Genomic DNA, 23,070 nt, shown 5'->3' with positions numbered 1-23,070 from the left:
TATGATTGGATAAATAGAAACAATCTTATGAGTTGTAAAGTTTATTTGCTTCAAAGTTATTAATTGTAAAGTATAATCGTTTAAAATAAAAACAGAACAATGAAAATTTCGCGCAATAATTACGCGAAATTGGAGCTCGGAGAAAGCAGATTAAATTCTGTTGAAAACGTGCTTCCCTCACCCACCCTACTCTCAATTTGCAAAATCGTACATCTATCGATTTCAAAAAACAAATTAATTTTTGTTGATATATATTTTTTATTTTTCTAAAATTTTTAATTTTCTATTATAATCCTAAACGTTTTTAACACTTTTTAGCCTTGTCAAAAAAGGAACTTTAGATGAATATTCGCTCAATCTTTACTTTATCTGCTTGCACATTGGCTTTGGCAGCCTGTGGTATTTCAGGCAGCCCTGATTCTTTGATACGCACATCAGCACAACGTCAATTCAAACAAGATAGCCGCTACAACTTTGATAGCAAAATTACCGCAGAATTAATTGCATCGCCTGCTAGGGGCTAATGACATTTTAGCTATAATTTCAACCAAATCAAAGCACAAGCTAATGATACAGTACTTTCATAATTACGTTTTAATTTATCGTACCGTGTTGCCAGCGCACGAAAATGCTTTAATCGCGCAAAAGCGTTTTCTACCAAGTGCCTGATTTTATATAAATACCAATCTGTGCCCACATTAAGATGTTCTCTATTTTTCTTATATGGAATATTGGCTTTACTTTGTTTAGACTGAATTAACCGACGAAAAGTATCACTGTCAAAACCCCTATCAGCACACACGGTTTCATTATCACTTAAATCCAATTGTGCCAATAAATCAGGCGCAACAACAATATCATTTACATTACCAGCTGTAATGATAAATTCAATTGGATTACCACAAGCATCAACCGCTAAATGAATTTTAGACGTATGACCACCGATACTCTTACCAACAGCTTGATGCGTAATGGATTGTTTACCCATACCGTGTTGATGAACGCGGATATGGCTACCGTCCATAAAGACCCATTCCATATCGGGTGTATCTACCAAATGTTTGAATAATCGGGTAAAAATACCGCGTTTAGACCAGCGATTGAAACTTTGGTAAAGGCTGTTTGCTTTACCAAAATAACTAGGTATATCAGCCCATTGGCAGCCTGTACGTAAGCGAAATAGGATACCTTCTACTGTTTTGCGTAAATTTTTCTTGCGATAAATGCCAAGCTGTTTCAAAATAGGCAACAGTCTTGACCATGTTTCATTTGTAAGCGTGTTTCGGGACATGGCAAAGGTTTGGGATGGTTGCGTGGAAACAATATCTTAAATCCTTTGCCTCTTTTTTTGAATTGTCATTAGCCCCTAGTGCAGCAGAACCTCAATCATCTAATAAAGAATCCAAAAACTTAGATGAGTATTGTGATAAAAATAATAATGAATGCAAAGAATATGATGCAGAGTGGCAAAAATCTGAAAAACAAAAAACTGCTTCTTACGCCCATCTATTGCAGCATCAATTAAACAGTTTTTCTATACGCATGACAGGTGCTATAGATTTACCTGCCGCACGTATGGAAGCTATACCACAACTGCGTTATGAAGCACCTAATGCTTTGGCTTATATCCAAATGCCCATGCAAATGGATTTTAAAAATGGCGTGTTCCTTGTTGAACCTTCTGCCATTTCCCCTTATATTGATACTTTTAATTTACGCATCAATGACAAGCCCAAACTTGTAAAAGACAACGTGATTCGTATTCAAATACCTCCCAAAACTTGGGCACATATTAAAACGCGTTTTCCACTCAAAAGCATAGCCGTTGCTGCACCCAAAGCAATTGATGAAGCATTAGCAAGCATAGACAAACAGGCGTTCAAACGTTTGGAAATGGACGAAAAAGGTAAGGCAATTGGCGCAGTTCATCGCATCGGCTTGGCTTTGGATTATGAAACTGAAACCAAGTTAATTCGTACATTCTTTGTTGCATTACGCCGTGAACTTGCTCAGTTAGCAAAAACTCAGCCACAAGCAGGCTTGACCGAAAAAGATTATGACTTAACCCTAAAACTCTTGGATACATACATCAAACAAGCCGATCTAACTAACCCAGAAACAGCCAATTCAACAGATACATCAGAATTAGAGAGTTTTATTAAGGCTACCATGGCAGGCTATTTAAATAGCGGAGAATGGTATTTAGACCGAAAAGGACGATTGCTTGCACAAATGACACAAGTTCGTCTTCCAAAATTAGTAGACGCATACCTATCCCATAATTTAAATAATAAGACTATTCGCTTAAATACTTGGTATCAATTAGATTATAGCCAACCTCGTTTTACGCTAGATGCCAATAGCCCACGTACCGTAGATTTATCTGAATACTTTCCAAAACTGCGCGGACATTTAAATAAATTTACACCAGAAAAATTTGATGAAAGCATGAAAATTTTGTCTCAATCATTGGAGCAAAAAGATGATCATTCCACAGTATCTAATGATGACAATGATGAGACAGTAACTCATCAAGCCCATCATTCAAAACATAAAGTCAAAAAGTCAAAAGCTAAATAAACAAAAAGCACCTCATTTTTTGAGGTGCTTTTTTTTTCAACTTAAAATTATTTTGCGTCCTTAGAACCTGAAACCTTTACAAAACTATCCGTCATCATTACCGCGTAGGCGGTAATCCATTTTCAATCTTAAATAGATTTTTAATCAATCAAATAAAATCAATTATCTAAATTTTGCTATTAGATTCCCGCATTTGCAAAAATGACGAGATTTAAGTTAATTTTTGGGTTTTGCAAAGGTTTCAGGCTGCCTGAAACCATTATCGCAACAAATCAAATTCTGTTGAAAACGTGCTTCCCTCACCCACCCTACTCTCAATTTGCAAAATCGCACCATGTTTTGCCAGCGCGTGTTTGGTAATCGCCAACCCCAAACCCGTGCCACCCGTTTCACGGCTGCGCCCTTTATCAACACGGTAAAATCGCTCAGTCAAACGTGGAATGTGTTCGGGAGCAATCCCCACGCCCGTATCCGTTACGCTAAAAGTCGCGTGCGTACCATCTTGTCGCAACACAACGCGAATATTACCACCGTCAGGCGTGTAGCGAACCGCATTGAACACAAGATTACTCAAAGCATTTTGCAAATCTAACAACACTCCTGTTATCCAAATATTTGGTTCAATTTCTAAGATAAAGTCATGTTTCCCTTGAGACAATGCCTTTCCATCAAGCGCAATGTGCCTTGCTAACTCCGACAAATCCACCGCTTGTTTGTCTTTGTCATCTTGCTGAACGTGTTCCAAGCGCGATAAAATCAATAAATCTTTGATAAGATTAAGCATTCTTTTATTTTCTTGCTGCATCAATGCCAAAAATTCCTGTCGCTGCTCATTGGGCAAATCGGGCATATCCGATAAAGTCTCCACAAAACCACTCAAAACCGTCAAAGGTGTCCGCAATTCGTGCGACACATTGGCGACAAAATCTGCACGTGTTTGATTCAATTGCTCGGATGCACTCATATCCTGTGTAACCAACAACAACTTTTCGTTTTCCAATTTGGTTTTAGAAATTAAAATTGGGCGATTGTGCAACGAAAATGTTTTTTCAGGCTGCTTATCATCTAAATCTTCAAGAAATTGATTTAATTCAGATAATTCAATTAAATCTTTAAAAACACTGTCTCGGTCGGTATGTGGATTCAATTGCAGATGTTGTGCGGCGGATTGATTCAGCCATTCCAGTTTTCCCAATTTATCTAACAAAATCACGCCATTGGGCATGGCTTCTGCAATGCGATTTAAACGCGTAAGTGCGTTGGCAAGTTTTTGTTTACTTTTTTTACGGCTTTTGGTTTGACGCAATAATGTTTCAAAAATCTCGCCCCATATGCCATTTGATTTTGGAATATTGCTAATTTTAGGATTTTGTAGCCATTTATGCAGCCTGAAAAGCTGAAATAAATGGCGCAGCAACCACAACAACAAAACCAAATTGCCCCACAATAAACCGCCTTGCCAGCCACCCACCATACAACCCAATATCACACTAAACAAAACGGTCGTGAACATCACAATAAAATGTTTATACATAATTAAACTTCTGTCTTATCAGGGGAAAATTGATAACCACTACCGCGAATGGTCTGCACCCAATGCGCCAAATTTACGCTTTCTAAACCCCGTCTTAAGCGGCGGATATGCACATCTATCGTGCGCTCCTCCACAAAAATATGGTCACCCCACACCAAATCCAATAATTGTCGCCGTGTGTAAATTCGGTTGGGATGAGTCATAAAAAAATGTAACAACTTAAATTCACTAGGAGAAAATTCTATTTTTTTATCAGCCACTTGGACGCTGAATTGACTTGGATCCAACGTCAGTGATGATAACCTGATGATATTTTCCGTCTTTTGTGGCGCACGGCGGCGCAAAAGCGCATTCACACGCGCCACCAATTCACGTGGCGAAAAAGGTTTGGTAATGTAATCATCCGCACCTTGATTCAGCCCTGTTTCTTTGTCCACGTCTTCGCTACGCGCCGTGAGCAAAATAATCGGCAATTCACGCGTGCGAGAATCGGCGCGAAGTTGCCCAACAAATTGCACACCTGAAGTTTGTGGCAACATCCAATCCAGTAAAATTAAATCAGGTAATTGTTTATTAATTAATATCTTAGATTCCTCCACGCTGCCTGAAACGCTGACCTGAAAGCCAGCTTGTTCCAAATTAAAGCGAATCAACGTGGCAATCGCGGCTTCATCTTCTACGATTAAAATGTGAATAGACATGGAATATCGCCTTATTTCAGAAATGGAATTTTAACCTACCGTAACATCAAGATTATATTCAAAAGATGGATTTTTGTCTTTCAGGCTGCCTGAAGACATTTTGGGATAATTTGAATAAACAAAAAGTTAAATTTGAAAACGTCCACCTTTAATCGCCAATCCGCCCAACCGCCCCGCCAAACCATAACCGCGCAATGCATGAGTCAGCGCAACTGCCAAGCCATCTGCTGCATCGGCTTGTGGCGTTCCTGATAATTTCAACATATTCACAACCATATGCTGCACCTGCTCTTTGGCAGCTTTGCCCTGCCCAACTACCGCCTGCTTAACCTGCAAAGCCGTATATTCATGCACTGGCAGCCCACGCAAAACCAATGCCGCAATCGCTGCCCCACGTGCTTGCCCCAACATCAGGGTGGCTTTCGGATTCACGTTAACAAAAACCTGTTCAATCGCCGCTTGATTGGGACGATAAGTTTCAATGATTTCATCAATATGTTGCACAATCACGCCAATTCGCCCCGCCAATTCATCGTTTGGAATGGTACGAATGCAGCCTGATGCCACATATTGGTATTCGCGTCCCACCAAATCAATAATACCGAAACCTGTGGTACGGCTACCGGGGTCAATTCCCAAAACTCGGACTGGTCTAGACATCATCACTCATCAATCATTCAAAAGCTAAAATTATACTCAAAAAGAAACCTGCAAAAAAATCGGCGTATCCAAAATCAATATTGGATAAGCCGATTATTTTTCAGGCTGCCTGAAATTCCAGACAGCTTATATTTCAATCAATTAACCTTTACGAGCAGCAGTTACTTCAGCTGCAACGTGAGCAGGAGCTTCTGCGTATTTCGCAAATTCCATTGAGTAAGTCGCACGACCTTGTGTTGCAGAACGCAAGTCAGTTGAGTAACCAAACATTTCTGCCAAAGGTACTTCGGCGCGTACTTTTTTGCCACCGATACCATCATCGTCCATACCCAATACGATACCACGACGACGGTTCAAGTCGCCCATCACATCGCCCATGTATTCTTCTGGTGTTTCTACTTCAACAGCCATGATTGGTTCAAGCAAAGCAGGAGAAGCTTGACGCATACCTTCTTTAAATGCTTGTGAAGCAGCCAATTCAAACGCCAATTGTGAAGAGTCCACATCATGGTAAGAACCGAATACCAAACGAATACGCACATCTACCACTGGGAAACCTGCAACCACACCATTTGGCAAAGTATCGCGAATACCTTTATCTACTGATGGAATAAATTCGCGTGGAATCACACCGCCTTTAATTTCATCAATAAACTCGTAGCCTGCGCCACCTGGTTCCATTGGTTCCATCTCAATCACAACGTGACCGTATTGACCTTTACCACCAGATTGTTTAGCGTGTTTGTGTTCTGCTTTAACCGCTTTACGAATGGTTTCACGGTAAGCCACTTGAGGCGCACCTACGTTGGCTTCTACGCCAAATTCGCGCTTCATACGGTCAACAATGATTTCCAAGTGCAACTCACCCATACCAGAAATAATGGTTTGACCAGATTCTTCGTCTGTACGCACGCGGAATGAAGGGTCTTCTTTTGCCAAACGATTCAAGGCGATACCCATTTTTTCTTGGTCGGCTTTGGTTTTGGGTTCAACAGCCACGTGGATAACAGGCTCTGGGAACTCCATGCGTTCCAAGATGATAGGTGCTTTGTCATCACACAGGGTTTCGCCTGTGGTAACATCTTTCAGACCGATAGCAGCAGCAATATCACCTGCGCGAACTTCTTCAATTTCGGTACGGTCAGCAGCAGTCATTTGCACCAAACGACCAATGCGCTCGCGTGTGCCTTTTACTGAATTGATAACGGTATCGCCAGATTTTACCACACCTGAATAAACACGGATAAATGTCAAGTTACCCACATATTTATCGTTCAACATTTTGAACGCTAAAGCTGAGAATGGCGCATCATCACTGGCTTCACGACTATCAGTTTCTTCAGAATCAGGTTTCACACCCTGTACAGGCGGAATGTCAGTTGGTGCAGGCAGCAACTCAACCACTGCGTCTAGCATACGCTGTACACCTTTGTTTTTAAAGGCAGAACCGCATAACATTGGTTGAATTTCGCCAGCCAATGTACGTTGACGCAAAGCAGCAACGATTTCTTCCTCAGACAACTCTTCGCCGCCCAAGTATTTGTCCATTAATTCTTCGTTGGCTTCGGCAGCGGCTTCAATCATGTTTTGACGCCATTCTTCTGCAGTAGTCACCAAATCAGCAGGTACATCGCCATATTCAAAAGTAACACCTTTATCGGCTTCGTTCCAAATGATGGCTTTCATTTTCAACAAGTCTACCACGCCTTCAAAGGCATCCTCCGCTCCCACAGGGATAACGATAGGTACTGGATTAGCACGCAGACGAGTCTTCATTTGTTCCACTACGCGGAAGAAGTTCGCGCCTTGGCGGTCCATTTTATTAACAAATGCTAAGCGAGGCACTTTGTATTTATTAGCTTGACGCCACACGGTTTCAGATTGGGGTTGTACACCACCTACTGCACAGTACACCATCACCGCGCCATCCAAAACGCGCATAGAACGTTCCACTTCAACAGTAAAGTCCACGTGTCCTGGGGTATCAATGATGTTGAAGCGATGTTCTTTGAACTGTTTCGCCATACCAGACCAGTAGGAAGTTACCGCCGCAGAAGTAATGGTAATACCACGCTCTTGCTCTTGTTCCATGTAGTCGGTAGTTGCTGCACCGTCATGCACTTCACCCAGTTTGTGTGTCAGACCAGTGTAGAACAGGATACGTTCAGTTGTGGTGGTTTTACCAGCATCAATGTGAGCCGAAATACCGATATTGCGGTACAGGCTAATTGGGGTTTTACGAGCCATTTTATTAATCTTTCAATATTAGAAACGGAAGTGAGAGAATGCTTTGTTCGCTTCAGCCATGCGGTGAACTTCTTCACGTTTTTTCATCGCACCGCCGCGACCTTCTGCCGCATCAATCAATTCACCTGCTAAACGCAAATCCATGGATTTTTCACCACGTTTACGAGCAGCATCACGTACCCAACGCATTGCCAACGCCAAACGGCGATCAGCACGAACTTCAACAGGAACTTGGTAGTTAGCACCACCTACACGGCGGCTTTTTACTTCTACCAAAGGTTTTGCGTTAGCGATGGCTTCATTGAATACTTCAATCGCTTCTTTGCCTTGTACTTTTTTGGCAATTTGTTCTAACGCGCCGTATACAATGCGTTCTGCAACGGCTTTCTTGCCGTCAATCATCAATACGTTCATGAATTTAGACAATTCAACGCTGCCGAATTTTGGATCTGGCAATACGTCGCGTTTTGGGACTTCTCTGCGTCTTGGCATTTTAAATTCCTTAAGTTATATTCAGTTGGGCAAAGCCATGATTATTTATCAAAATAATCACTTACTCGTCTGCACTCTGGATTTTCCAGTTTTTCAGGCAGCCGACATGCCATTTTAATTAAAAATCAAATAATTGAGATTATTTAGGGCGTTTCGCACCATATTTAGAACGTGCTTGTTTACGGTCTTTAACACCAGCCGTATCCAAAGAACCACGTACTGTGTGGTAACGCACACCTGGCAAGTCTTTTACACGACCGCCACGAATCAAAACCACGCTATGCTCTTGCAAGTTATGACCTTCACCACCGATGTATGAAATCACTTCAAAACCGTTGGTCAAGCGAACTTTACATACTTTACGCAATGCAGAGTTAGGTTTTTTAGGAGTTGTTGTATAAACGCGTGTGCAAACACCACGTTTTTGTGGGCATGCTTCCAACGCAGGCACTTTGTTCACGTAAACAGGTTTTTGACGACCTTTGCGAACCAATTGGTTAATAGTAGGCATATTTTTTAATTCCTGTTGAAAAAATATTTGCTAATACTTGCCAGCACCATGCCAGCAAGCCGAACATTATTGCATTTTTTTGAGCGTTGAGTCAATGATTTGATGCGAATTAGCCATTATTTTGCCTCAAATTAACTTTCAGGCAGCCTTATTTTATTGAATAATGCGTTTTTGTTTATTCTAGGGAAATTGACATGGATTTTGCAGATTTGGGCGCATTGGCAATTGTGCTGTTTTTTTTGTGGATTATTTGGAAAGTAACTAAATTTATTATCAAATTAATTTTAATTGGATTTTTGGTCGCACTCATCATGGCATATTTTCATTTAGGCTTATAGTTCATAACAGTTATTTATTTAAAATAAAATAGTTATGCACGTTTTATCTAATCTTTTATCGTGTACTTTTCATTGAGACTAACAAATTTGAATATTATTCTCAGACAAATTACCAAGCATGCAGCAAATTAAAGTACAATAATACTGTCTTTCATTTTTCAGGCAGCCTGAAAAATTTGTCGCATTAATTTTCAATATTTAAGGAATAACAGAATCATGGAACAATTAGAAGTGGAATTGGCTGGCGGTTGGGAACGCATTGGTGCGGCATTGTTAAACAATATTTTCAGCACCATTGCCATGATTCCCATGATTGTCGGCTTTTTCGTCGGCTTAATGAATATCAAAGACGGCGATAATTGGAATATAGATGAAATGCAAATACTGGTGGACAAATTTAACCCATTGTGGTTTCTTGTGGGTTTGGCGATTTTTTTAGCGTACTGCATTTGGCAATGCGTGCTAATGTCTACAACGGGACAATCATTAGGCAAAAAATTGTTAAATTTAAAAGTCATCAAATCCGATGGATCGGAAGCAGGTTTTGTGGGGACGGTTTTATTGCGTGAAGTGGTTTATATGGTTGCGTCAGCAATTGCGGTGGGTATAGTGGCGAATTTGCTGTTCATGATGCTCACTCTAGAAGATATATCTAAGGAAGTGATTTTAAATAATTCATTTAGTTATATTCCTACATTAATTTGCACAGTGATGCTATTCACGTCTCGCGACCGTCGCACATTACAAGACAAAATTGCCAATACGGTGGTGATAAAATTACCGCCTGCTAATGCACCTAAGCCTGCAACCAAAATTTCATTAGAGAAATAATTTTCAGGCTGCCTGAAAAAGTTCGCGTAAAATATCAACATGATTTATCAAAAACAATTTATTAAAGAAACCACATTAACCGCCATTGCCATTTTTATTGTGGTATTGGCGGTTTTGGTGTTCACACAAGGCATTAATTTGCTCGGACGCGCCGCAGATGGGCGAGTGGCGGTTGATGCGGTACTGGCGTTGATTGGTTTTTGGACGCTGGGCATGACCCCATTATTGTTGGTTTTAACGGCTTATATTAGTATCTTAACAGTTTTAACACGCTATTGGCGCGACAGTGAAATGTCCATTTGGCTGGCTAGTGGTTTGAGTTTAAAACAATGGGTCAAACCTGTATTGGCGTTCGCGTTGCCATTAGCGACTTTGGTGGCGGCGATGCAATTGTCTGTTCTGCCTTGGGCGGAATTGCGTAGCCGTGAATATGCTGAAATTCTCAAACAAAAACAAAATCTCTCATTAGTAGAAGCAGGGTCATTCCAACCTTTGGGTAACAAAAATGGACGAATGTATTTTGTAGAAAAATTTGATACCGAACAAGGTGAAATGCACAACTTATTTATTCGTGAACAAGACAACAAAACAGGCCGTGATAATTTAATTTTCGCACAATCGGGACATTTTGATTTAAGTGATAATTTGCGCACTTTGATTTTACAAAATGGGCATTATTACAGCGGCATGGCTGGGCAAGGCGATTTTGAGCATGTTTCTTTTGAAAAACTGAGCATTATCATCAACACCACACCCAAAATTGTGAACCCCATTGACCACCGCCGCACCATCGCCACCAGCCAATTATTAAACAGCAATGAACCCAAATACCAAGCCGAATTGATGTGGCGTATTTCATTGCCCATCACGGTTTTGTTATTGAGTGTTTTGGCGATTCCGATTTCGTATTTTAATCCGCGTTCAGGGAATTCGTATCATATTTTGTTAGCAATTGGATTTTTTCTGATTTATCAGAATGGGTTAACTTTGTTACGCGATGCAGTGGAAGATGGCAAAATTGGTTTTTGGGTGGGATTATTACCGATGCATTTGTTCATTTTCGGTATAGCAATGATTTTATTGAAAATGCGTTCCATGCCCGCTCAACCATTTTGGAAAGGCTTAAAAATGGCCTTGCACAGCAAAGTGAAATAAATTCACAAAATAGTTTTCAGGCTACCTGAAAAAATTGATACATAATACCATGAAATTATTAACTAAATATTTAATCAAACGCTTGACAGTTATGTCGTGTTACGCCCTTTTGGCGGTTTTAGCGTTATACAGTTTTATTGATTTGCTTTCAGAAATTGGCAATGTGGGTAAAGGCAACTACACAGGTTGGACAGCATTCAAATACATCATTATGCAAATGCCAGCGCGCGCTTATCAATTAATGCCACTTGCCACACTGATTGGCGGTTTGTTGGCATTGAGTCAATTGTCATCTAGCAGCGAATTGGCAGTCATTAAAACCAGTGGCTTAAGTACAGCGGACATCATTCGGATTATTTTGAAATTCAGTGCGATTTTTGCGCTGGCGACTATTTTGTTGGGTGAATGGCTTGCGCCTGAACTGGGTCGTCGTGCAGATGCCATGAAAACCACTGCCAAAGAAAGCAGCATAACCGCATCGGTTACGGGCTTGTGGTTACGGCAAGGCGAAAACATAGTAAATATCGCGGCAATGCTACCCGATAACACATTGACAAATATACGTATTTGGCGATACAACCCACAATTTGAATTAACAGAAGCCATTATCGCTGAAAAAGCGCAAGTACATGATGGAAAATGGGTTTTACAAAATGCAAAAATCAGCCAATTAACCAACAAACACATCAACATCCAACACATAAAACAAATGAATTGGCAAACCAATATTAATCAAAATTTATTGAATGTGTTGGTGGTAAAACCCGAACAAATGTCGTTTAGCGCATTAACACGTTATATTAAATATCTCAAGAAAAATCAACAACAAACCAGTGCATATGACGTAGTATGGTGGAATAAATTGGTGTACCCAATTGCCACGATGGTCATGTCGTTGGTGGCGTTGGCGTTCACACCCAATTCAGCGCGACACAGCAACATGGGATTAAAATTATTTAGTGGGATTTGTTTGGGTTTACTGTTTTTTTTCACGGGCAGGCTATTTGGATTTACCACGCAACTATATGGCGTACCTGCATTTTTTTCTGCAATTTTGCCAACAGCAACATTTGCATTATGGGCTGTTTATTTGATTCACAAACAAGAAACACGATGAATTTTCAGGCTGTCTATCTTTTCAGGCAGCCTGAAAACTTTGTAAACCCACAATTACTTGATCTTACGAAACAACCACCATGTGCCAATTTGCTTATCAAATTGCATATTTTGACACAATGGATTTTTTGCAAGCCATTGATTTAAATTATCAAGTGTTATTTTTTTATTCGGTTGAATCCGCATTAATAAATAATCATAAGGCAGACAATTCATACTTATTAAATTGGGTTCAAGCACATCACGATTATTGCCGTAATTAGGATACAATTCTGATTTTTTCAAGCGCACAGGCATCGCATGAGTTGCACCAAAACTGTAATCCGCCCAACCATGCTTTTTGGCTTGGTACCATTGATGCAAAAAGTGATGATATTCAAAAATAAATGTTAAATTATTTTCTGTATTATCATTTGGATTAAACATACCCAAAACACGCTTTTCAGGCTGCATATAAGCCAGCATTTTTTGTGAATCACGCATCGTTTCAGATTGATTAAAATAAATATGATTACTACCTAATTTAAATATTAATGATATCATACTGCACCAAAATGCCACACAAGTTATTTGCGCCAAATTGTATTTCCATTTCTGATTTAATGGCTTAGGCTCCCATAATAAATAATAAAAAATCGGAATAAAAATCGCAAAACGAATATAAATATAAAAAGTATTAAACCCTGTACGCGGTAAAACAAAATAAATCAACAGAGTACCCAAAAATAAAACATATCGCTCAACTTCTTTTCGTAAACGATAACCCAATAAAAATGGCGCAAAATATAAGGTTTTATAAGCCAAAATATACCACTCATCATTAAACATATCCCATGGTGCATACCAAATACTATCCATTTTGTATGCCATGCTGTCTTGAATCAATCTTTCAGGAAAGTAACCCTCCAAAGGTGCGGGATCTGGCATCATTAAATAACGCAATAAAATACTCGCAAACAACAAATAAGGTAAAGTAAACAAACCACGCTGTTTCCAAGTATGCTGCTTAAAAGTAGTTAAAAAATACGCATACGACAAAAAACAAAAAAATGCATATGGCAAAACATGGCTACCATAACACCAAATACCCAACAAAGTTACTTGCCATAAATATTTATTTTGATGAGTTTCAGTCCATTTTTTATTCACCACCAAAAACAAAAAGCCCACAGGAATCCCTGAAATATAACCAATAAATCCCCACTGAAACGAATAACCAAAAAAACAAGTCAGCGCAACAAATTCAAATAACCTATCCACGCCAAACGCTCGTCGCACTTGGCGAATCGCATATAAATAAAACACAAATTCCAATACCACCACAATTTTGGCAGACATAACAATATCAGTTAGCTGATAAATCCCCAACCACACCAAATACATGGTCAAATAAGGTGTATCCCAATGAATAAAAATAATATCTTTCCAAGGGCTTTTGTTTTTTAATAAATCGTCCAATGCACTCACTTGCGCGGCATGTTGTGGCAAATCAACCATCGGTAGATAAGTCGGATACAGCAAAAAAATCAAAGCAATTAAAATCAGTACCCAAAATAAAATTTTTTGGATACGGTCGGATAAAAAAGTGTTCATATTTTTGTATGGGTTTAAGTTAATGTTAATATATATGGCAAAACGCAATATGAGGGGCAAACATCTCATTCACGAATTTGATTTAATCAAATATTTATTTTTCAGGCAGCCTCAAAGATAATAGATAATTTTTAGAACCTGTGTTTTTAGAATTAAATACTTTATTTTATTTACAATTTTTCTTAAAAACACAAGGTAGCTTTTTAAGCCAACATCGGAACTATTGGCTTAAAAAGTCAACGCAGTAGGTACATGAGGTAGCAATAAAAGCAGGCTATTAAGATTATGAATATAGGTTCTTAACTGTTAGGTTGGATACAAATGCCCGACCTACCTATTTTTTCGTATACCATAAAACCGTCTGAATCTGAAAATATAATCGTTTAAAATTAAAATATCATTGCGTTATCCTCTCCCTTATGTTACTAGATGATATACATAGTGGTTGCTTTGTCGTATTTTTATTCTAAACGACTATAAAATATTTACTCAATCTAAATTTAACCAAACAAAGGTAATCCCATGTCGCAATCCCCACTTTCATGGAACAAAATTCCACAAATTTACCCGAAAAAAGTTATAGAATTAGATTCTTACAAGCTGCCTGAAAACACACCTACGCCATTTTTAGCCCGTGGCAACGGACGCAGCTATGGTGATGTATGTTTAAACAAACAAGGCACATTATTAAAAACACGTTCGCTGGATCAATTCATTACCTTCAACCGTGAAACAGGTATATTATGCGCCCAAGCTGGAATTTTATTGCACGATATTTTATCTTTTGTTGTGCCACAAGGCTGGTTTTTAGGCACAGTCCCCGGCACATCATTGGCAACTTTGGGTGGCGCGGTTGCCAACGATGTTCATGGTAAAAATCATCATGTTGCAGGTAGTTTTGGTAATCATGTACGCGGTTTTTGGCTAATTCGCTCTGATGATTCGATGGTGGAATGCAGCCGCACGCAAAATACAGGTTTATTTTACGCCACTATTGGTGGTTTAGGTTTGACGGGCTTGATTGCCCAAGTGGAAGTACAACTCACACGGATTCATAATCCCTTGATGTGGTGTGAAAATCGCGTTTTCCACAATTTAGACGAATATTGGCAACTGAACGATGCAGCGCAACAAAATTGGCAATGCGCTGCGTCATGGATTGATTGTCTGTCTCATGGCAACAAATTGGGACGTGGTGTGATGTTTTTGGGCAACCCAGCTCCAGCACAAACTCAGGCATATTTTGACAAACCACGCCAATTCAGTTTTCCGATAGAATTGCCATTTTCACTAATTAATCACGTCAGTTTAGCTGCATTTAATGAATTGTATTTTCATACACATAAAGCAGCAAAATTATTTTTATCTCATTACCGCAACTTTCATTTTCCACTTGATGGGATTTTGTATTGGAACAGAATTTATGGCAAAACAGGCTTTTATCAATATCAATGCGTACTCCCAAAACATAGCGAAAGAGATGGCATTCGTACTTTATTAGACGAAATTCAGCGCAGTGGACAAGGTTCATTTTTGGCTGTTTTGAAAAGTTTTGGTGACATTGCGCCTGAAGGTTTGTTAAGTTTTCCGCGTTTGGGAACAACGCTTGCTTTGGATTTTCCGAACGGTGGCACAAAAACTTTAAAATTATTTGAACGTTTAGATGCGATTGTGCGTGAAAGTCAAGGTGCATTGTATCCTGCCAAAGATACGCGAATGCCACGCGATTTATTTGAACTGGGTTACCCAAAATTAAACGAATTTATTCAACATATTGATCCAAAATTTTCATCTCATTTTTGGCAACGCATGGGATTTCAGGCAGCCTGAAAGATAAAGGGGTTTATGAAATGATAAAAAGGTTTGCAAATACAAAAATTAGATTAATCATCTATCTATTTTTTATAATGATTAATTTGAGTTTAAATACTGATGCACCCGGAGAGGACTTAGGGTCATCATACTTAGGTTGTCAATTAATTGCACATAATCAAACTAACCACTTATTTGATTATGATGAGGCATATTTTAATCGAGTCAACACCAAAGCATGGAAAGATGTTGCCATGTCAAGTGGTTACTTTGAGAACATCCATGCCTATGTACAAATTCCTTTATGGGCTTGGTCCTTGCAGCCAATATGCACAAACATAACTTTTAAAACATTTAATCTATTATTTTCAATTATTCAACTAATCTGTATTGTATTAATAGTTGAATTAACTGCAAAAAAATACACGCCATTTTTTTTAAATCCTTTGCCATTGAGTTTTGTCATGGCAATATTGAGTATGACAACACCATTTCAATACGCGGTGTTCCTAACTCAAACACATGCAATATTCATGTTATTGGTAATTTTATCATTATATTATGTTGATAATAAACCCAAATTAGCAGGCTTAAGTTTAGCATTAGCTGTTATTGTCAAAGTTAGCCCCATTTTTATCATGATATATTGGTTTATCAATAAAAAATTCAAAGCCATCATATCTTTTAGCGTTTCCACATTTGCATTAATTACTTTGACTATCAGCACTACAGGTTTGAATTCTTTTACAGATTATATTCATTCTATGTCAAGAGTTTCTAAAATTTTACTATTATCTTATAATAATCAATCCTTTATCTCATTTATTGCATATAAAGATATTTTATTAGGTAAAATTTCACCACATGAAATTTGGAGATGGAAAATATTAACAATTAATAACTTAGATAAATTTTTATCATTTCTTATTTTGATAGTATTGGTTTGCTTATTCGGGTTTTGGTCAAAAAAATATTCTCGTTTTAAAGGTTTATATGAAACTGGATTGCTTATTATTACTGCTTTATTTGTTCCCATCGCGTGGACACATTATTTTATTATATTAACACCTGTTTTAATGGTTTTATATCAAAAAAATTTAGAATTAGAATCACAAATAAAAAAGAAAATATCAAGATTTATTGTCTTAATTATTTTATTAAATACTGAAATAATTGGCATGAATCCAATCACATTGAATAATTATATGGAATCATGGATACCATATTTTGAATTCTCTCAATGGTTAATGATTCATAGTCATTTTATTTCAGGTATTTGCGTATTAATATTAATTTTCTACTTAACAATTACTTTTAAATATTCTCAAAAACCACAGTATATAACGGATAATTAATACCATGAATTCACTTAGTAAAGTCATCATCTTTGGTGCAACATCAGGCATTGCCAAACACGCTGCCCGACAATTGGTCTGCGAAGGCGCATCGGTGCATTGCGTTGCGCGTAATCAAGAAAAATTAGACTCGCTTTTGGCTGATTTACGCATCCGTGCCAATGGCTCACAAATAATTTCAGGCAGCCTGCATGATTTAGATGACATTAGCCAACACACTACCATCTGGCAGCAAGCTAAGGATAGTTTGGGAGGCTGTGATGGTGTATTAATGGCACAAGGTGTTTTACCCAATCAAACTGAATGCCAACAGTCCGCCGAAAAAACACTAGCCAGTCTTCACACCAACGCCATTTCCATCATTAATCTATTGACTTTAGCCGCCAATGATTTTGAAGCACAAAAAAATGGTGCAATAGCCGTGATTAGCAGTGTGGCTGGCGACCGTGGACGACAAAGTAATTATATTTACGGTGCAGCTAAAGGTTTGCTAAGCATTTTCTTACAAGGATTACGCAATCGATTATTCAAAAGTGGAGTCAGCGTAACCACCGTCAAACCAGGATTCACACGCACACAAATGACAGCAGAGATGAACTGCGAAGGCTTTTTGTGGGCAGACGCTGATGTCGTCGGCAAAGGAATCGTCCAAGCCATGCGTCAAGGCAAAGACGAAATTTATTTGAAACCAATTTGGCGAATAATTATGATGGTCATCAAAGCCATTCCCGAAACTATTTTCAAGCGATTATCCCTATGATTTTGTCAGAACGTTTACAATCTTTTAGACAACCTGAAATACCATTTGCGTTTTTTGATTTTGATGGCACATTAACGCACTCAGATACATTGATGCCGTTTTTACATCATGTAACGGGTGTAAGTTATTATCCAAAATTAATGAAACTCTCGCCAATTTTACTGGCATATGTCGCTAAATTCATTCAAAATGATGTCGCCAAAGAACATGTATTAACCGAATTTATCGGACAATCTGATACACATCAAATTTTTCAGGCAGCCTGTGAATTTGTGATGAAAAAATTGCCTAATTTATTATTGCCCACTGGCATGGAAAAATTACACGAACATCAAAATTTGGGGCATTACTGCATTTTGGTTAGCGCATCACCCGAACTGTATTTAAGCAAATGGGCACAACAACACCAATTTGATGGCATTTTAGCCACACAGTTGGCAGTTGAATCAGGTCAATTCACAGGAAAATTATTGGGTAAAAATTGCTTTGGGGCGGCAAAAGTGGAACGAATTGAAACCGAATATGGTGCGGATTGCTGGCAAAATAGTTTTGCTTATAGCGATTCGCTTAGTGATCTGCCAATGTTGCAATGCGCGAGTAAAGGTTTTTTGTTGCGTAAAAATCAATTTGTTTTGATTTAAGAACCTGTACTTATAATCTTAATAGCTTGCTTTTATCGCTACTTCATGTGCCTACTGCGTTGACTTTTTAGGCCAATAGCCTCGATATTGAATCAAAAAGCTGCCTTGCATTCTCAAAATTATTAATAAAATCAATAATAACCTTTAAAAAAACAGGTTCTAAGAATTTATCAGGCAGCCTGAAAACGCATTACGAAAACAATACACACACCAACGCCAAACACGCAGGTACACCTTGAATATACGCAGCACGGCGTTTATCAGGCGCAGTTTTCCACAAATAAACGCCTGCTATCGCCACCACCAACAATCCCGACATCAACATACCACGCCCTACTCCATCCGACACCGCACGCACCCAAATCCCCAACCACAAAATCATCGCCAATGCCAAATTGTACACACCCAAATTATTGAACACGGGTTTGAGTGCAGCATCGTTTTCAGGCAGCGTGTGAAAAACTTGGCAAAATTTATCCGTTCCATAAGCTGGGACTTCCAAATAAAAAATATAAAAATGAATCACAACCACAACCAGTGTACACAAAATGCTCAAGAAGTACATATTTCAGTCCTTTAACAAATGATGTAATTTATCTGCTTTTGTATTCAAATAACCGATATTTTCTGGATTTTCGCCGACTTTCAACGGAATTCGCTCCACAATTTCAATGCCACAATCACGCAACGTCTGAATTTTCTCGGGATTATTGGTCAACAAACGCACAGATTGTACGCCCAAATGTTCATAAATATATTTGGCAATACTAAAATCACGCGCATCAACAGGCAATCCCAATGCCAAATTGGCTTCCACCGTGTCCAAACCTTGGTCTTGCAAAGCATAAGCGCGAATTTTATTAATCAAGCCAATGCCACGCCCTTCTTGGCGCAAATACACAATCACGCCGCGCCCTTCTGCTTGCACGGCTTGCATGGCAGCCTGAAGTTGTGCACCACAATCGCATTTTTGCGAAAACAACGCATCGCCCGTCAAACATTCCGAATGAATGCGCGACAACACCGCATTGCCGTCCGCCACATCGCCCATCACAAGTGCGGTATGCTCTTGGTTACTGCGCGTGTCCACAAAACCATGCATTTGAAAAACGCCATACTCTGTGGGTAGGCGACAAGATGTAATGTGCTGAATAATATTAGAATTCATGATTTTTTAAGAATAATATTGTGAGGTTAATTATTTTTTCAGGCAGCCTGAAAATCTTTTTTGATGATTTTGAATTTGGGATAAGAAAAATTTCAGTTTTAAATGATCGTGTTTTATCGTCATTTAAGAACCTGTATTAACAGCAAAGCACGATAAATTATTCTACCCCGAATTCATCTGAATTAGACCGTGGCACCAATTCCGCCAACATCGGCAACACGCCCAACGTAAAACCCACCCAGTTCGCCAATTCATCGTCTGACAATGGCGCAACCGATTCCAAATGCAATACGCCATACACCACGCCATCTTCGCCACAAATCGGCAAACTGGTTTGACTGTGAGCGCGTTGATTATGATTGCCACGAAGTTCGCCAATTTGTTGCCATTTTTCCACATTTTCTGCGATATTTGCCCAACCAGATTGTACTGTTCGTGCCGCCAAATAATACCACACGCTATCTGAATTCACAGCGATTTCATCTTCAATCGCCACGCCAACTTGTGCCAAACGCAACAAATTTTCCGTTTCAGGCAGCCAAGCATACAGCGTGGCGGTTTGAATTGGTTGACGTGAATAAACAGAATCTAATGCAATAAATAATTGTTTTAATATATGAATTTGATTGGAGAGATTTTCAGGTAGCCCGTCATGTAATAAAATTGCGTGTTCAATATGCGCTTGTCCATTTGCCAACACCGTTTGCGTGGTAGCACGTGCCACCGCAACATCTTCATAACTCAATGATAATGCTTGGGTTTGCAGGTAATCTTGTATTTGTTTAGACATAAATTAATTGAATATGAGACGATGAATAATGCGAAGAATTGGGGATAATTCGGGCTTTTTTCAATGCCATCTATGCTATAATTCTCGCAATCTTATTTTCTCCTAATGATTTAAGCCATTATGTTACGCGAAATCAAAACTTTTCTCACCATTCAACGCTGTGGCACATTCGCGGCGACCGCCGAAGAATTGGGCATGACCCAAAGCGCAGTGAGTGCCCAAATCAAAGCTTTAGAACAATATCTCGGTTTTAAAGTGTTTGACCGCGCTAAACGTGGCGCAACACTCAACGCGGCAGGAGAACGCTTGATTCCATATGCAGAGCAAATAATTGATTTATTTGAACAAATGACAAATATAGACACGCCGCGCACGCTTTCAGGCAGCCTGAATGTGGGCGCAATCCAAACCGTGCAAACTGGCTTATTACCCCGATTATTGCCCTTAATGAAAGAGCGCGCACCACAATTAGACGTTCAAATCACACAAGGTGTTTCATATGATTTATTAGGCGATGTCGGTGTGGGGCGTTTGGCTGTGGCGTTTGTGATTAAGCCGCCCTTTGAATTATCACAAGATTTTCGCAGCGAAACCGTCTTGCGTGAACCCTATGTTTTGATTACACCCGATTCATTGCCATCAAGCCATATTTTTGAAATTTTAGCCACGCAACCATTTATCCGCTATAACCACGCGTCATTTGGCGGACACGATGTACAGCAATTTTTGAAAAAACAAGAAATTGAAGTTAAAGAAGTACTGGAATTAGACGATTTGGAAGCGATTGTCCAATTTGTCAAACACGGCATGGGTGTAGCACTTGTCCCACACTCTGGCATATGGACGGCGCATACCGAGGGCTTAAATGTGTTGGAATTGGGTGAAAATATTTTTTATCGTGAAATTTTGGCGGTATCGCGTCAAGATTCACGCCGAATTGCGGAACTCAATTTACTGCGCGAATGCTGGGAAGATGCTCAACGAGGTGTCCGCGCTGCCCCCATCATTTGCCCCGATATTCCATTACCTGAAGCCGTTACGTTTCCATCACGCGCCAAAATTCGCCGTTGGAATGGTGCAACACCAAGTGTGTGGGCGTATCAGCACACTTATCAGACTTTGCGATAATTTGTTTTGACAATCATTCAAATCAACTCAAAAGCAGCCTGAAAACAAACATAAGTTTTCAGGCTGCTTTTTTATTTTTATCTTAAATAAAATAGTAAAATCAATTCATTATGAAAATACGCGTTGCGCCAATTCACTTCCAGGGGGAATACGTGCATCAATCATTTCCATTTGTTTATCCAACACAAACGAACGAATATTTTTCAGCCATTCGGTTGAAACTTCTTGAATTTGGTCGTCCACCAATTCCAAATGCAAGGTTTGAGATAAACTTACCGCCAAATCCATATATTCTTCAAAATGCTGATCACCGTGTGGCACACGCGTGATGTCAAACAACATACTAAAGCCTTTATACGGCTGGCTCGCCAATAATTGCGGCGTAAACAAACTACCATCCAACGTTACTGCTGTGAATTTCACTTCACCATTTTGGTCTAAATAGCCAAATGCACCATCTTGTAATAATTGAAAACCCAATTTTTCCAAACTGTTACGCAACTCACTTCCCAAAATGCTCACTCGCGATACCAAATGAATCGCAATGATTTGATCCACACGCGCACACAACTCGTCCAATGGTTCGGCAATACTCAAGAAATTGTGAATGTCGTCCAATTTGGCTTCACCGTCCATACTGTCGGCAAAATGTTGCACTTGTTGTCCAAACATCGCCAAATCACGCTCACTCGCTAAACCATTGCGGTTAATCGCTTGCATACCAATTGCAAACGCCTGATATTGCACACCTGGAATCGGTTCAGCCACCTGAAACAAACCATCCATCGTGCAACCAATCATTTGTACACGATAACGACTAGACAAACGTGGCACAACAGGCAATTCTTGTGCTTCACGCAAAGACACATAAGTCATGTAGTCAATGCGACTATCAAACCACGGCAAACGGCTGCGCTTCAAATCATCAAATTCAATCAATATGTTAGGTTGATTACTGGTCAATTGTGTTTCGTCAAACACTTCAGCATCATCAATCGGATTGGCAACAGGTGCCGATAATTCTGGCTGTGGGTCATCACTGATGCTATTGAGCATACGATTAAATGTGGCGCGAAGACTACTCATTAAACCACCTGTTGGTGTGGGTAAATTGGTGTCTGTACCCACTTGATGCGTAGGAACTTCCAAACCTGTTTGCGACAATGTGATTTCTTGATTAGATTGAGCCTCATCATCGGCATCATTTAAATCATCAAGAAAATCATTTAAATCAATATCGTCATCTTCTTCAGGCTGTGATGTTGGTGTGTTACCAACAATGCTGGGCTTGTAGGTCATCGCTGGCGCATCTGCATTGATTTTTTCATGCGACAACGTACGTCCATCACGCACGGATTGCATTTGGCTGCCCATTAATGCGTCTTGGTCAGAGTGTCCAAATTGACTGCGGATTTTGTTGCGATAGCGACTTTCCTGAATCATATTGTACGCAAAAACAGCAACCAACACCGTCAGCAATGCGGCGATGATGATAAGAAGGGTTTCGTTCATCAGTATTCCTTATTTTATTGTGCTTGATGAGGGCGGAATGTGGTTATTTTACCTGAGTTTGTTTGATGATTAAATACTGGCATTCACAGAATTTGCATCGTTTGCTTTTCAGGCTGCCTGAAAAATGCTAATTTGCGATTTTACCT

Annotated in this window: 23 protein-coding genes; 11 read left to right on the top strand and 12 right to left on the bottom strand. The window is 39.4% G+C overall.

What is annotated here, in order from left to right:
• Window positions 1-341 precede the first annotated feature (341 nt).
• Window positions 342-524, top strand: coding sequence for a hypothetical protein (locus BWP33_RS00240; protein ID WP_002642685.1), 183 nt, complete (start codon window positions 342-344; stop codon window positions 522-524).
• 11 nt (window positions 525-535) lie between these two features.
• Here the strand turns inward: BWP33_RS00240 and BWP33_RS00235 are convergent, their stop codons facing one another.
• Window positions 536-1,291, bottom strand: a complete 756-nt coding sequence (locus BWP33_RS00235; RefSeq protein WP_002641156.1) for an IS5 family transposase — start codon at window positions 1,289-1,291, stop codon at window positions 536-538.
• Between the two features lie 14 nt (window positions 1,292-1,305).
• On the opposite strand from BWP33_RS00235, the gene BWP33_RS00230 reads away from it, so the two are divergent.
• Complete coding sequence (locus tag BWP33_RS00230; RefSeq protein ID WP_002642687.1) at window positions 1,306-2,580, top strand: hypothetical protein; 1,275 nt, start codon at window positions 1,306-1,308, stop codon at window positions 2,578-2,580.
• 259 nt (window positions 2,581-2,839) lie between these two features.
• Here the strand turns inward: BWP33_RS00230 and phoR are convergent, their stop codons facing one another.
• The 6 genes from phoR to rpsL all read right to left on the bottom strand — a co-directional run bounded on the left by phoR (window position 2,840) and on the right by rpsL (window position 8,725).
• Complete coding sequence (gene phoR / locus BWP33_RS00225) at window positions 2,840-4,114, bottom strand: phosphate regulon sensor histidine kinase PhoR (protein WP_002642688.1); 1,275 nt, start codon at window positions 4,112-4,114, stop codon at window positions 2,840-2,842.
• Between the two features lie 2 nt (window positions 4,115-4,116).
• Window positions 4,117-4,815 (bottom strand): phosphate regulon transcriptional regulator PhoB, encoded by a 699-nt coding sequence (phoB, locus tag BWP33_RS00220; RefSeq protein ID WP_002642689.1) that lies wholly within the window; start codon window positions 4,813-4,815, stop codon window positions 4,117-4,119.
• A gap of 126 nt (window positions 4,816-4,941) precedes the next feature.
• The gene (gene ruvC / locus BWP33_RS00215; protein WP_002642690.1) at window positions 4,942-5,475 is read right to left on the bottom strand and encodes a crossover junction endodeoxyribonuclease RuvC; all 534 of its coding nucleotides are present in this window, start codon (window positions 5,473-5,475) and stop codon (window positions 4,942-4,944) included.
• Window positions 5,476-5,616: 141 nt separating this feature from the next.
• A complete protein-coding gene (gene fusA, locus BWP33_RS00210) occupies window positions 5,617-7,722 on the bottom strand; it encodes an elongation factor G (RefSeq protein WP_002642691.1) in 2,106 nt (701 codons plus the stop codon).
• A gap of 18 nt (window positions 7,723-7,740) precedes the next feature.
• Window positions 7,741-8,214 (bottom strand): 30S ribosomal protein S7, encoded by a 474-nt coding sequence (gene rpsG / locus BWP33_RS00205; RefSeq protein ID WP_002642692.1) that lies wholly within the window; start codon window positions 8,212-8,214, stop codon window positions 7,741-7,743.
• 139 nt (window positions 8,215-8,353) lie between these two features.
• A complete protein-coding gene (gene rpsL / locus BWP33_RS00200) occupies window positions 8,354-8,725 on the bottom strand; it encodes a 30S ribosomal protein S12 (protein ID WP_002218431.1) in 372 nt (123 codons plus the stop codon).
• 194 nt (window positions 8,726-8,919) lie between these two features.
• Here rpsL and BWP33_RS12250 point away from each other — a divergent pair, with 194 nt between their 5' ends.
• The 4 genes from BWP33_RS12250 (at window position 8,920) to lptG (ending at window position 12,166) form a co-directional block, all read left to right on the top strand.
• Window positions 8,920-9,063, top strand: coding sequence for a hypothetical protein (locus BWP33_RS12250; protein ID WP_002642693.1), 144 nt, complete (start codon window positions 8,920-8,922; stop codon window positions 9,061-9,063).
• A gap of 216 nt (window positions 9,064-9,279) precedes the next feature.
• Window positions 9,280-9,894 carry an RDD family protein gene (locus tag BWP33_RS00195; RefSeq protein WP_002642694.1) on the top strand — a complete coding sequence of 205 codons (615 nt, stop codon included), beginning with the start codon at window positions 9,280-9,282 and terminating at the stop codon, window positions 9,892-9,894.
• Between the two features lie 39 nt (window positions 9,895-9,933).
• A complete protein-coding gene (gene lptF / locus BWP33_RS00190) occupies window positions 9,934-11,049 on the top strand; it encodes an LPS export ABC transporter permease LptF (protein ID WP_002642695.1) in 1,116 nt (371 codons plus the stop codon).
• Between the two features lie 49 nt (window positions 11,050-11,098).
• A complete protein-coding gene (gene lptG / locus BWP33_RS00185; RefSeq protein ID WP_002642696.1) occupies window positions 11,099-12,166 on the top strand; it encodes an LPS export ABC transporter permease LptG in 1,068 nt (355 codons plus the stop codon).
• A gap of 53 nt (window positions 12,167-12,219) precedes the next feature.
• Here lptG and BWP33_RS12690 read toward each other — a convergent pair whose 3' ends face one another.
• A complete protein-coding gene (locus BWP33_RS12690; RefSeq protein WP_002642697.1) occupies window positions 12,220-13,758 on the bottom strand; it encodes a hypothetical protein in 1,539 nt (512 codons plus the stop codon).
• Window positions 13,759-14,280: 522 nt separating this feature from the next.
• Between BWP33_RS12690 and BWP33_RS00175 the strand changes: the two genes are divergently transcribed.
• Genes BWP33_RS00175 through BWP33_RS00160 form a run of 4 tightly spaced genes read left to right on the top strand, consistent with a single transcriptional unit; the run spans window position 14,281 to window position 18,326 of the window.
• Window positions 14,281-15,588 carry an FAD-binding oxidoreductase gene (locus tag BWP33_RS00175; protein WP_002642698.1) on the top strand — a complete coding sequence of 436 codons (1,308 nt, stop codon included), beginning with the start codon at window positions 14,281-14,283 and terminating at the stop codon, window positions 15,586-15,588.
• Complete coding sequence (locus BWP33_RS00170) at window positions 15,558-16,925, top strand: glycosyltransferase 87 family protein (protein WP_155999627.1); 1,368 nt, start codon at window positions 15,558-15,560, stop codon at window positions 16,923-16,925. Before BWP33_RS00175 ends, BWP33_RS00170 begins: the two co-directional genes overlap by 31 nt.
• 4 nt (window positions 16,926-16,929) lie before the next feature.
• Complete coding sequence (locus tag BWP33_RS00165; RefSeq protein WP_002642700.1) at window positions 16,930-17,685, top strand: SDR family oxidoreductase; 756 nt, start codon at window positions 16,930-16,932, stop codon at window positions 17,683-17,685.
• On the top strand, window positions 17,682-18,326 hold the full coding sequence (locus BWP33_RS00160) for an HAD-IB family hydrolase (protein ID WP_002642701.1): 645 nt from the start codon (window positions 17,682-17,684) through the stop codon (window positions 18,324-18,326). Before BWP33_RS00165 ends, BWP33_RS00160 begins: the two co-directional genes overlap by 4 nt.
• A 190-nt stretch (window positions 18,327-18,516) precedes the next feature.
• Here BWP33_RS00160 and BWP33_RS00155 read toward each other — a convergent pair whose 3' ends face one another.
• The 3 genes from BWP33_RS00155 to BWP33_RS00145 form a co-directional block, all read right to left on the bottom strand.
• On the bottom strand, window positions 18,517-18,891 hold the full coding sequence (locus BWP33_RS00155) for a DUF1304 domain-containing protein (RefSeq protein ID WP_002642702.1): 375 nt from the start codon (window positions 18,889-18,891) through the stop codon (window positions 18,517-18,519).
• 3 nt (window positions 18,892-18,894) lie between these two features.
• On the bottom strand, window positions 18,895-19,494 hold the full coding sequence (ribA, locus tag BWP33_RS00150) for a GTP cyclohydrolase II (protein WP_002642703.1): 600 nt from the start codon (window positions 19,492-19,494) through the stop codon (window positions 18,895-18,897).
• A gap of 157 nt (window positions 19,495-19,651) precedes the next feature.
• Window positions 19,652-20,284 (bottom strand): hypothetical protein, encoded by a 633-nt coding sequence (locus BWP33_RS00145; protein ID WP_002642704.1) that lies wholly within the window; start codon window positions 20,282-20,284, stop codon window positions 19,652-19,654.
• Window positions 20,285-20,404: 120 nt separating this feature from the next.
• Here BWP33_RS00145 and BWP33_RS00140 point away from each other — a divergent pair, with 120 nt between their 5' ends.
• The gene (locus BWP33_RS00140; RefSeq protein WP_002642705.1) at window positions 20,405-21,412 is read left to right on the top strand and encodes a LysR family transcriptional regulator; all 1,008 of its coding nucleotides are present in this window, start codon (window positions 20,405-20,407) and stop codon (window positions 21,410-21,412) included.
• Window positions 21,413-21,520: 108 nt separating this feature from the next.
• Here the strand turns inward: BWP33_RS00140 and BWP33_RS00135 are convergent, their stop codons facing one another.
• Window positions 21,521-22,924, bottom strand: coding sequence for a cell division protein ZipA C-terminal FtsZ-binding domain-containing protein (locus BWP33_RS00135; RefSeq protein WP_002642706.1), 1,404 nt, complete (start codon window positions 22,922-22,924; stop codon window positions 21,521-21,523).
• Window positions 22,925-23,070 lie beyond the last annotated feature (146 nt).

Origin of the sequence: Simonsiella muelleri ATCC 29453 (assembly GCF_002951835.1) — a bacterium.
Classification (GTDB): Bacteria; Pseudomonadota; Gammaproteobacteria; order Burkholderiales; family Neisseriaceae; genus Simonsiella; species Simonsiella muelleri.
The sequence above is the reverse complement of the archived record's forward strand: the minus strand, read 5'-3'. Positions and strand labels throughout refer to the sequence as shown.

Coding starts and splice junctions, on each gene's coding strand:
- phoR (WP_002642688.1), bottom strand. CDS start 4,114: ATGTATAAACATTTTATTGTGATGTTCACGACCGTTTTGTTTAGTGTG.
- lptF (WP_002642695.1), top strand. CDS start 9,934: ATGATTTATCAAAAACAATTTATTAAAGAAACCACATTAACCGCCATT.
- fusA (WP_002642691.1), bottom strand. CDS start 7,722: ATGGCTCGTAAAACCCCAATTAGCCTGTACCGCAATATCGGTATTTCG.
- lptG (WP_002642696.1), top strand. CDS start 11,099: ATGAAATTATTAACTAAATATTTAATCAAACGCTTGACAGTTATGTCG.
- BWP33_RS00165 (WP_002642700.1), top strand. CDS start 16,930: ATGAATTCACTTAGTAAAGTCATCATCTTTGGTGCAACATCAGGCATT.
- BWP33_RS00160 (WP_002642701.1), top strand. CDS start 17,682: ATGATTTTGTCAGAACGTTTACAATCTTTTAGACAACCTGAAATACCA.
- BWP33_RS12690 (WP_002642697.1), bottom strand. CDS start 13,758: ATGAACACTTTTTTATCCGACCGTATCCAAAAAATTTTATTTTGGGTA.
- ruvC (WP_002642690.1), bottom strand. CDS start 5,475: ATGTCTAGACCAGTCCGAGTTTTGGGAATTGACCCCGGTAGCCGTACC.
- phoB (WP_002642689.1), bottom strand. CDS start 4,815: ATGTCTATTCACATTTTAATCGTAGAAGATGAAGCCGCGATTGCCACG.
- BWP33_RS00135 (WP_002642706.1), bottom strand. CDS start 22,924: ATGAACGAAACCCTTCTTATCATCATCGCCGCATTGCTGACGGTGTTG.
- ribA (WP_002642703.1), bottom strand. CDS start 19,494: ATGAATTCTAATATTATTCAGCACATTACATCTTGTCGCCTACCCACA.
- BWP33_RS00140 (WP_002642705.1), top strand. CDS start 20,405: ATGTTACGCGAAATCAAAACTTTTCTCACCATTCAACGCTGTGGCACA.
- BWP33_RS12250 (WP_002642693.1), top strand. CDS start 8,920: ATGGATTTTGCAGATTTGGGCGCATTGGCAATTGTGCTGTTTTTTTTG.
- rpsL (WP_002218431.1), bottom strand. CDS start 8,725: ATGCCTACTATTAACCAATTGGTTCGCAAAGGTCGTCAAAAACCTGTT.
- BWP33_RS00195 (WP_002642694.1), top strand. CDS start 9,280: ATGGAACAATTAGAAGTGGAATTGGCTGGCGGTTGGGAACGCATTGGT.
- BWP33_RS00145 (WP_002642704.1), bottom strand. CDS start 20,284: ATGTCTAAACAAATACAAGATTACCTGCAAACCCAAGCATTATCATTG.
- BWP33_RS00235 (WP_002641156.1), bottom strand. CDS start 1,291: ATGTCCCGAAACACGCTTACAAATGAAACATGGTCAAGACTGTTGCCT.
- BWP33_RS00175 (WP_002642698.1), top strand. CDS start 14,281: ATGTCGCAATCCCCACTTTCATGGAACAAAATTCCACAAATTTACCCG.
- BWP33_RS00230 (WP_002642687.1), top strand. CDS start 1,306: ATGGTTGCGTGGAAACAATATCTTAAATCCTTTGCCTCTTTTTTTGAA.
- BWP33_RS00155 (WP_002642702.1), bottom strand. CDS start 18,891: ATGTACTTCTTGAGCATTTTGTGTACACTGGTTGTGGTTGTGATTCAT.
- rpsG (WP_002642692.1), bottom strand. CDS start 8,214: ATGCCAAGACGCAGAGAAGTCCCAAAACGCGACGTATTGCCAGATCCA.
- BWP33_RS00240 (WP_002642685.1), top strand. CDS start 342: ATGAATATTCGCTCAATCTTTACTTTATCTGCTTGCACATTGGCTTTG.